Annotated in this window: 4 protein-coding genes and 1 pseudogene; all 5 read right to left on the bottom strand. The window is 61.6% G+C overall.

The window, feature by feature from the left end; all coding sequences use genetic code 11:
• Positions 1 to 1,350: pseudogene (locus EN943_RS33700) on the bottom strand (M23 family peptidase); the annotation flags it as partial.
• Entirely contained in the window at positions 1,347 to 1,757 is a 411-nt protein-coding gene (locus tag EN943_RS33695) for a DUF1036 domain-containing protein (protein ID WP_024504491.1), read from the bottom strand. The pseudogene EN943_RS33700 and the gene EN943_RS33695, both read right to left, overlap by 4 nt.
• Before the next feature lie 84 nt (positions 1,758 to 1,841).
• Positions 1,842 to 4,250 carry a serine/threonine-protein kinase gene (locus tag EN943_RS33690; protein ID WP_127416219.1) on the bottom strand — a complete coding sequence of 803 codons (2,409 nt, stop codon included), beginning with the start codon at positions 4,248 to 4,250 and terminating at the stop codon, positions 1,842 to 1,844.
• A 5-nt stretch (positions 4,251 to 4,255) separates the two neighbouring features.
• A complete protein-coding gene (locus tag EN943_RS33685; RefSeq protein ID WP_013525286.1) occupies positions 4,256 to 5,029 on the bottom strand; it encodes a protein phosphatase 2C domain-containing protein in 774 nt (257 codons plus the stop codon).
• A gap of 166 nt (positions 5,030 to 5,195) precedes the next feature.
• The coding region (locus tag EN943_RS33680) for a type VI secretion IcmF C-terminal domain-containing protein (RefSeq protein WP_281060871.1) at positions 5,196 to 6,396 on the bottom strand (1,201 nt) is incomplete at its 5' end.

Here is a 6,396-nt window from a genome sequence, read left to right as displayed (position 1 = left end):
GACCATGCCGTTGGTGACCGTCAGCGAGCGGACCTGATCGTCACCGGTAACGCACGCAAACTGGCCCTCGCTCAGCTGGAAGACGAAACAGTCGAGGCTCTTTTCGGTGCCCTGCACGCCGACATACAGCACACGCCCGTCAGTCTCGCCCTTGCCGCGCGGCGTTTGCGAGTAGATCAGCACAAGGCGCTGGTCCTCGCTGGCGAAGGCGTCCAGATCCTGCCCTCGCGATAGGTACATGATCGCTTCGCCGATCACGCCGGTTGGAACACTGTTGCGAGCCGCCGTCGAGTAGATCGCGTCGAGCAGGCGATACTGCCGCTTGTGCGTGCCTTCCCCCTGTGCGCCCGAATAGTTGAACAGATCTTCACGGACCCAGGGATCGACACCCGATACGAATGCGCCCGCCGCATTGCGTGTCAGCGTGCCGACAAAGACGTTCTTGGCGTAGATGGACACCTGCATCAGCGACATGGTCGTCGTCTCGCGCCTCGGCCTGAAACCACGCATGGCGATGACATAGCCCGGTTCCAGGCCGTCGCGGTTGAAAAGCGCCTTCAGCGCTTGCCCTGCCAGCTTGGCGTCCTCTGCGGAGAAATGCGCATCGAGCGCGACGCTGTCCAAAGAGCGGTCGTTGAGGATTTTCACGAACGTGTCTTCGGTCGCCTCGAACCGCTGATACTCATTCGAGACGGTTGCGACACTCGTGTTGTTTTCGATCTGCGTCTTCTGGAATGCGGGAAGGGCTGCATCGCCCGCATCGATGGTCTCGCCCCAGCCGGCTTCGGGATCATCGGCATCCGCCCTTTGGTCGGGCGCTGCGGCTGGTTCCCCCTCTATCGGCGATGGCTCAAGATCATTCTGCAGATCACCGGATGGTGGGGCAGCAGTCTTTCGTTGCGCCTGGAAGAATGCAAAATCCTCTTGCGTCGACGGTATCGTTGTCATGAATTTTTCGCTCGCGCTAAGCATGACGTCAGACAGGATTTCGATCTGTGGAGAAACGCCGGCCTGGTTGAGTTCCGCCGGGCGCGGCATTGTCCGGCCTTTGGTTGCGGCGCTGGCATCGGGCGCCAGCGTGATCCACATCGGGTCCCCCGCCAGATCGATAATGGCTGGCACATACACGGATGCGTCCGCCGGCATATCGTCCGCCCCTTCGACCGCATGCAACTCCTCGTCTTCGTCTCCGAACGACCAATACTCGGCGGTGAGGTAGAAACCGGCGGCGATAGAGAGCAGCACAGCCACCGCGAGACCGGCAACAAGCCTGTGCCGAAGCGTGCGCCTGCGAAGGGCCGCGCGCGCCTGCTTTTTCTGCCTGAAGCTCGTGTCGATACCGTGCGTCACGGATTGCTTCCCGTAAGGAAGAAAGTCCACCGCGCCTGTTCGAGGGTATCGACTTCAAGAAATTGTGCCGCGATATGGCCGCGCTGCCAGCACTCGTCGATGCCGCGTATCGAAAAACGTCGCCGCTCAATGCACATTTCGGTCGATCCTGTGAGGATCGCATGACCAAACACGTCCGTTGCGTAGATGTAGATGTAGCGGTTCGTCAGTTCCTCACGAATGACGTTTACGCATTGATTGGCGCCGATGGTCCACCAGCCATCGGTCTGGTCCGCATTGTCGACCTTCTGGCCGACGGCGAGATTGACGACATCCAGAGTCTGATTGCAGACCGTGAACTCGGCGCGCGCTTCGCTGGATGACAGCACGGCCAACAGGGCCGCCCCCCCCATGACCGCAAGCCTCATGCTGCCACGCAGGGCAGGGGCCCGAACCGGATCAAACTGCCTTATCGGCGGGTCAGAGCGGCTGAGTTGCATCGGGCGCCCATGCTATCCGCCGAGCCGGAAATACTGGGCGGTGGCCGAGAATTGAGACCCGTCGGTCTCGATTTCTTCGAGAATCTTGGGGAGCAGCACCGAGGCTGGCATGGGCGTGGAGAACGCGGCTGCCTGGATGTCCTGAGGGCCCGTGATCACCATTATGATCTGCGGCACCGCCTTTCCGGCGGCTTTGTCGGCGGCCCCGAGACCAATCGGGATGCTGAAAGTAGCCTTGCCGGGTTCTACGACGATGCGGTCGTCGAGATTGAACACCATGCCTTTATGGTCGATCAACAGCACGCTGGACCTGAGCCCGCCACGCGTCACCAGCGTTCCGCTGATCGGCGTACCGTTTGGCACCGATGTCCGATCGAGAACAAGCTGCGGCTTGTCTGATGCGGTCTGCCCGATAAAGCGCAGAAAATTGGTGACTTCGCATTGGCTTGGTTCAATGAGCCGGACGCTGATGTCCGGCTCGACATGGAATTTGGCCTGGAACTCGGCCAGCATGCCTTCGAATGGCTGGACCGATGTTCCAAAGCCTTCGATCGCAGCAGCCTTGTCGGTTGCTGAGGTCATCGTCGCATAGAAACAGTCGCCGCCGCCGAAGTCGCGAACCCATGACACCCGTTGGGCGATGTCGTCGACGGCCGGGGGAATCTCCGGTTTGGGCACGTTCAACGCGACAGCAGGTTGGTCCGGCTGGTTGCTTGTCGGCAAGGCAGGGCTCTCGGCGTTCGCGACAGCCGGCGGGGCCGCAGTGGGATTGGGCTCCCGCGTTGCGGGTGCCGCCGGCTTGCTGGCCTGCGGTTCGGGCTTTTGGCTCTCGCCAACCTTGGGCTCAGCGGGCGGCAGCGTCGAGGCTTTCTCTACCGGCGGCGTCGGGGCGGTTGTCTCACTGGAAGCGGCCAACGTTTGACTGTCGCTGGTCATCGTATCCGGCTGGATTGGCGGCGATGCCTTTTCGGGTGGCGGCCTGGCGTCCGTTGCGGGTGACTCCGCGACGACGTCGTTCTGCGAGGGGACTTCGGCGGGCTTGGTAGGCTCCGGCTTTTGAACCCCCAACGTATCTGCCGGATTTTCAGCCGCCTGTCCGCTGGCCTGCACGGGCGAAACTGCCTTTGCCGGCTCAGGGGCGGCAGAGTCCGCCAGGGGCGGCTTTGACAGGCCGGGCGGGAGCTTGGACGGCTCCGGTGGCAAAAGCGATGTCTTGCCGGCAGTCGGTGTGGCAGGCGTCATGAAGCCGCCCAGGTAAAGGCCCGCGCCGGAGGCCACAGCCAGCATCGCCAAGCCAGCGATCGCCAGGGTTCGGGTCTTTGTGGACCTTCCAGGCAAACGCGCCGTGGCCTCGCGCGGCATCGGCGCCGGAGGCGGCCGTTCGAACAAATGCGCGGGCCGCACGTGCTCTACGAAGGGCTGTCCGCCTGGGCCCGCTGCGGCTGCGTCGTCGTGCCTCTCAACATTGTGTGATCGTGCCTGGGTTTTGCTGCCGGATTTAAAGGTTCGCGGCAAAGCCGACCGATCGCGGGGTGTGATGGACGCCGGCGGGGTTGTCTCCTCGTTTTCGTCACGCGTCATCCTGGCGATTTCCGCCATGCTAACCGGTCGGTCCTGCGGATCCGGTTGCAGCATGGGTTCAACGATGTCACGAAAATCATCGTCGATGTCGGTGAGATCAGGCACGGTCCGGCGCTTTTCGATGACCTCGAATTGCGATCCGCTCATATCGATTGGCTTGCCGCGCAAGGCGGCAACCAGCACCAGCCCCAGGCTGTAGATATCGGATTGCTCACTGACATCGCCGCTGTAGAGCCCGAGCTGTTCGGGTGAAACATAGTTGTATTTTCCCGCAAACTTTCCGCCGATCAGGGTCTCACCGCCGACACTCGCCGACCGGGCGATACCGAAATCTATGATCTTCGCGCGGTCGACCCGGCCTCCCGGCAAGATGATGTTATCGGGCGAGAGGTCGCGGTGTATTGCTCCCGCCTGGTGCACGGCGCTCAGGCCGGAGGCGAGGCGGTGGCAGAGCTTGCGCACATCAGCCGCCGGCATCGCGCCACGCCGCATGATGTCGAACAGCGACTCACCGTCGACGAATTCCATGGCAAGGTAGGGACGGCCGATCCCGGGATCGATCGTGAAGACGTGGTAGCGCACGACCGCGTCATGCGACAGGTGATTGAGGATCAATGCCTCCTTGCGAAACAGCGACAAGATCGTCTGGTCACGGGCGAACTCGGGCAAGACGATCTTGATCGCGACATGGTCACCGGTCTGGATATTATGACCACGGTAAACCTCGCCCATGCCACCGAATGCGATGCGTTCGTCGAGCTCGTAGATGCCGCTGAGTTGCGTGCCTACGACGGTGTTGGCCATGCCCCCCGATATGCGCGTCTTGTCGTCGGAGCCCATCAACCTCAGGCCTTCGCTCTATGCAGATATGGAGGAGGCAATTGGCCATCGCGCTCGTGTCCTATCTTTACGAGGACGATCGTGACGTTATCCGTTGCGCCGCGCGCCAGCACCATGTCGAGCAGGTTCTCGCAGGCTGCCTGAGGTGTCGCCGACACCGTCGCCGCCTCGATCTCGGCGTCGGTGACATGCGCCGTCAGACCATCCGTGCTCAACACAAAAATATCCCCCGGCATGATTTCTCCCTGCTGGAAATCGATGACAATCTCGTCGCTGACGCCGATCGCTTGCGTGATGACATTGCGGCGCGGCCACGTGCGTGCTTCGGCTGCGCTGATGATACCGCGGTCGATGAGCTCCTGAACTTCGGTGTGGTCTCTCGAGATCTGCGAGATCGAGGCGTTGCGGACAAGATAGACGCGGCTGTCACCCGCCCACAGACAGGCAAACCGCCCGTCCATCGCCAGCAGGGCGGCAACGGTGGAACCGATGGTTATGCCGCGGGATTCAGATATGCCTCGGATCTCGGCATTGGCCCGGCCCAGCCTGTCCTCGAAGCGGGCGCGAAGATCGGGAGCTGAGCTCGCAATGCCGATTGTTGACAGATGATCGACGATACTGGCGGAAGCGACCTCTCCGGCGTCATGTCCACCCATTCCGTCGGCTACCACCCAGACGCCAGTTTGTGGCTCGACCAGATAGCTGTCTTCATTGAGCTCACGGACACAGCCTTTGTGGCTCACGCCGAAGCTCTCAACGGAAAGGGCGACAGTATTCAATTTGCCACCAAGCGCTTTTCAAGCGTCCTTCTGCGGCGCACCTTTGGACGCTCGCTGGCGCCACTTTGCCACAGGCTCGAACATTAAAGTATCGAAAACTAAGGAAAACCAGGCTTTGAACGCCGTGGTCAGCGGACCGACGCCATGTTCAGCAGATGAACCCTGTTCAAAACGCCTTGGGACAGCTGAATCCGGACAGGGCCGGGAGGAAGAAGGGGTTGGAGCCTGAGCCTGTCTGGAGAGCATAAGTAACGTCGCGTCCGCCGATCACGAAGCGCGCTTGCATGTTGCTGCCGTCGCCGGTGACGGCAGCCTTGTCCAGAAGTCGTTTCAGCGCCCAGGGCCCTTCGAACTTGATGGCGGATTCGCGGCCTGGCATCTCCGGCGTCAAGCTTAGGCTGGCGGACGCGGAAGCTGCCTCGCCCGGCCAGGTGACCGCGCTCGGCGCGTTGCCCGTCTGATTGCTCCAGACGATCTGGCCTTCGGCATCGAGTATCGCCGTATCGACATCGCCATTCAGTGAGAACGGTGTGAAAGTGATGCTGACCGAAGGCAACGAACCGCCCGATGGGAAGAAGGCGCTGCGGATTTCCGCCGCAAGCTGGAAGTCTTTCAGGGTCGATTTCGACAGGTCGCGTCCAAATCGCGCATCCTGTTTCCAAGTCCAGTCCTGGCTGGTCATGTCGATCAGCGATGCTAGATTTTGTGCGAAGAACCGGTCCAGCAAGCCGCCAGGGGCGAACAATTTGGCGAAATCTGCCATCGCAACATCCTCGGTGGCGTCGCGGGCGAAGGGATAACGGCCGCTGATTGCGGCTTCACAAGGGGCTGTGACCGTCTGGTCAAGTATCTGATTCAAGTTGGTCACCGAGGTTTCGGCAACGTTGCCTTCGAACTCATCCGCCGTCGCGTTGACCATCCGGCCGAGTTGCTTGGGCAGGCGCGAGACATTGGCGCGAAGCGTGGCTATCTGCAGCTGCAGGTTCGAATTGACGCGTTCCGTCTGCGAAGGAACTTCGGCCGCCAGTTGCAGGCTCTGATAGATATCGCTGAAGTTTTGGGTCAGAGCATCGATCGGGCGATGTCCGGCAGGGCCGTTCACCAGGGCCTGGAATGGTCTGAATTGCGCTTCGATGTTTGCTCCTGGACTGAAGTTCCGTGCGTCGGCGGCCCCGGTGCCGGCGCGGCTTTGCGATTTGCCGCTGGCGATTGTTATGCCGATGCGGGCCAGGCCCTTGGCCAGATCCGCGGGGTTGCGCGGCGGGTTCTGGGCCGTGCCTTCGATCTCGGTGCCGGGATCGGGGCCGTCACCTGAGTCCCGCGTCAGAGCTGTTTCATCGGCGGTTGCCGCAAAGAGCTGATTAGTC

Source organism: Mesorhizobium sp. M7A.F.Ca.US.006.01.1.1, from assembly GCF_003997935.1.
Taxonomy (GTDB): domain Bacteria; phylum Pseudomonadota; class Alphaproteobacteria; order Rhizobiales; family Rhizobiaceae; genus Mesorhizobium.
The sequence above is the reverse complement of the archived record's forward strand: the minus strand, read 5'-3'. Positions and strand labels throughout refer to the sequence as shown.